The sequence below is a fragment of the Microcoleus sp. D3_18a_C4 genome (assembly GCF_036702415.1).
Classification (GTDB): Bacteria; Cyanobacteriota; Cyanobacteriia; order Cyanobacteriales; family Microcoleaceae; genus Microcoleus.
In genome coordinates this window covers 1-2,566 of record NZ_JAUBTI010000214.1, presented here as the reverse complement: position 1 = coordinate 2,566, position 2,566 = coordinate 1, and the positions used below count along the sequence as shown (strand labels likewise).

Genomic DNA, 2,566 nt, shown 5'->3' with positions numbered 1-2,566 from the left:
TGTTAGACTAGCAACGGTTAGCAGAACCCTATGAAGCGTCAAGAATCACCGCGCATTTATGCCGGTGAGTATTTCAACTACCTGAGCTTGCTGCTGCCGTAGTTTGTCCCGCAACCTTTGAAACATCACGTCAGCATCGATGACATCTCCTCGATCCGCCGCATCAATTCCGATCTGCACTTCTTGCTGGAGTTCCTTAAACCGCCCTTTATAGATATGCTCCCACTCATCCGAATCCAAAAACTCGATGAACGCTAACACCTCTTGTTGCTTTTCAGGTGGCAACACCCGCACCTTATCGATGATCGCTTCTTCAACGGTCATTTTTTTGCTCCTAGCGACTCTTTGACTTCTACAGCTATTTTACGTCCGCTACTTAAGGGCTAAACATCTTGACTTTGCATCAACCGCTGCTTCAAACGCGCCGGATCTCCCCGATCGACAACTTGGCCCTTTTCCAACAAAAAAGCCCCATCACAATAATTCAACTCATCCAAACGGTGAGTCACCCACAAAGCCGTAATCCCGCGATTTTTCACCAAGCGCTGCACCGCCGCCACCAAATCCAACTGAGAATCAGGATCTAACAAAGCCGTCGGTTCGTCCAACAGGAGAATTTCGCAGTGACGGGCGATCGCCCCAGCAAGAGCAATTCGCTGCTTCTGACCGCCACTCAAAGCATAAATCGGCCGCCGCTGCAAATCCAGCAAATTCACAGCCTCCAAAGCCTCCGCCACCCTCTCCCGCACCTGAACGTTAGAAAGCTTTTCCTCCACCAAACCAAAAGCCACATCCGCACCCACCGTCGGCATAACCAATTGGTGATCGGGGTTTTGAAACACAAACCCCACCCGTCCACTCAGGTCAATTTCCCCCGACAGGGGGTGCAGCAGCCCAGCCATCAGCCTCAACAGCGTAGACTTGCCGCTGCCGTTAGTGCCCAAAAGCATCCAAAACTCGCCCTTGGGTACATCCAGAGAGCAACCTTGCAACACTCGATCGCCCGACGGCCAGCAAAAACCCAAATCCCGCACAGCAACGGCTGACTGGCTCATATCGGCACCAACACCCCCAGCCCTCATTCTGCTGTCATCGAGACAAACCCAGGGGATCGGCCTGTAGATGACGCCCCCGATTTCTGAGAAACCACCACCCCAGAAATCTCGCTGCTGAGCACAGCCACCTTTTTCTCAGGATTTTTCTCGCAAGTTAGTTCCAAAATTTGCGGTTGGGAGTTGCGAATCGCCGCCAGTACCTGCTGGTAAACAGTCTCAGCGTCTTCCTCCAACTTCCGCTGCACCGACAGCGAGACGGGCGTATTTTTCACAATGATGTCAATGCTGAACATTCGGTTTAAAAAAATTAACTGTAAGATCCCAATTTTAAGTATAGGTGCTGAGGAGCAGAAGAGGATGATGGGATGGAAAAGATGGGGGGATGGGGGAGATGAGGACAGTCATTCGATTTTAGATTTTAGATTTTAGATTTTGGATTGACTTGCGCGAGATCAATTCGGGGGCTTGAGGATTTTAGATTTTAGATTTTGGATTGATCCCACGGATAAATCACGTGGCGGGTATCACCTTTGAAATTCGTGGTCATGGACGCAACTGGCACATGGTGATGAGTGCGCTCGCCCCTCGCACAGGAAGAATACAAGTGCGATCGCCTCCTCTCAAACTCAAAGGCGATCGCGATTAATTTCACTCAAATAGAGTGGACAAAGCCCATGCTACAGAATAACAAAAGCATTTGCCGTCAAAGCGCTTTGCGCTACCCCTTGAACGATACCCAAATAACTGGAGTCGGCTTTAACTTTAATTGCTATAGAATTGACAGCAGGTTGTCCAGTCAGAGTCAAACTGACATTTTCAAAGGAGAGGCCGCCAAATGTATTCCCGTCGGTGAGACCAATTTTGTCGCCAGTCTTGAAGTCTGTAATCACATCTGCATCTGTTAAACTGAGCGCTGCTATCTGTCCCCCAGCTAAGACAAATGTATCGTTTCCATCGCCACCGGTGAGAAAATCTTGATGGCGATCGCCATAGAGAAAGTCATCGCCAGCACCACCAGTCAGGCTATCTTTCTCTTTACCGCCCCGGATAGTATCATTGCCTTCTCCTCCGGTAAGAGTATCGTTGTCATTGTTGCCTAATATTTGGTCGTTGCCAGCACCACCTTCAAGGGAATCTGACTCTTTACCGCCGGATAAACTGTCATTACCCGCGCCTCCGTCAATTGTATCGGCTCCTTGCATTCCGTTAACCGTATCAGCGGCGCTGGTGCCAGTAATCTTGTCGCTGCCAGATAGGGCTAAGATTTGTTTGCCAGTAGCAGTCGAGGGCAGTGAGAACAGCAAAATATCATCCTTACTGTCTGAGAGGTTGTAAAACAGGCCCGTAACAGTGTTTGCTGATTGCCCTGTAGGATTGCCTGAGCCGGGGGCATTGATTGTTGGTGTTGCGATCGTTACAGGTGTGAAAATAAGGTCTAGGGCGTCGGTTCAGTATCAGGAGTTGACAAAACAGACGGGAAATGATATGTGAATTGAGAAGCCTGTTAAATT

At 49.5% G+C, this 2,566-nt stretch carries 5 protein-coding genes; 1 reads left to right on the top strand and 4 read right to left on the bottom strand.

All coding sequences use genetic code 11. From position 1 onward, the window contains the following. Window positions 1-45 precede the first annotated feature (45 nt). Genes QUB16_RS33195 through QUB16_RS33185 form a run of 3 tightly spaced genes read right to left on the bottom strand, consistent with a single transcriptional unit; the run spans window position 46 to window position 1,348 of the window. A complete protein-coding gene (locus QUB16_RS33195) occupies window positions 46-324 on the bottom strand; it encodes a hypothetical protein (protein ID WP_333322631.1) in 279 nt (92 codons plus the stop codon). 59 nt (window positions 325-383) lie between these two features. After that, window positions 384-1,082 (bottom strand): energy-coupling factor ABC transporter ATP-binding protein, encoded by a 699-nt coding sequence (locus QUB16_RS33190; RefSeq protein ID WP_445251189.1) that lies wholly within the window; start codon window positions 1,080-1,082, stop codon window positions 384-386. Further along, complete coding sequence (locus QUB16_RS33185; protein ID WP_190663726.1) at window positions 1,079-1,348, bottom strand: hypothetical protein; 270 nt, start codon at window positions 1,346-1,348, stop codon at window positions 1,079-1,081. The genes QUB16_RS33190 and QUB16_RS33185 overlap by 4 nt, the downstream gene beginning before the upstream one ends. Before the next feature lie 221 nt (window positions 1,349-1,569). Here QUB16_RS33185 and QUB16_RS33180 point away from each other — a divergent pair, with 221 nt between their 5' ends. Next, window positions 1,570-1,701, top strand: coding sequence for a hypothetical protein (locus QUB16_RS33180; protein ID WP_333322628.1), 132 nt, complete (start codon window positions 1,570-1,572; stop codon window positions 1,699-1,701). A 31-nt stretch (window positions 1,702-1,732) separates the two neighbouring features. On the opposite strand, the gene QUB16_RS33175 is transcribed toward QUB16_RS33180, so the two are convergent. Beyond that, a complete protein-coding gene (locus QUB16_RS33175; RefSeq protein WP_333322626.1) occupies window positions 1,733-2,359 on the bottom strand; it encodes a calcium-binding protein in 627 nt (208 codons plus the stop codon). Window positions 2,360-2,566: the final 207 nt, after the last annotated feature.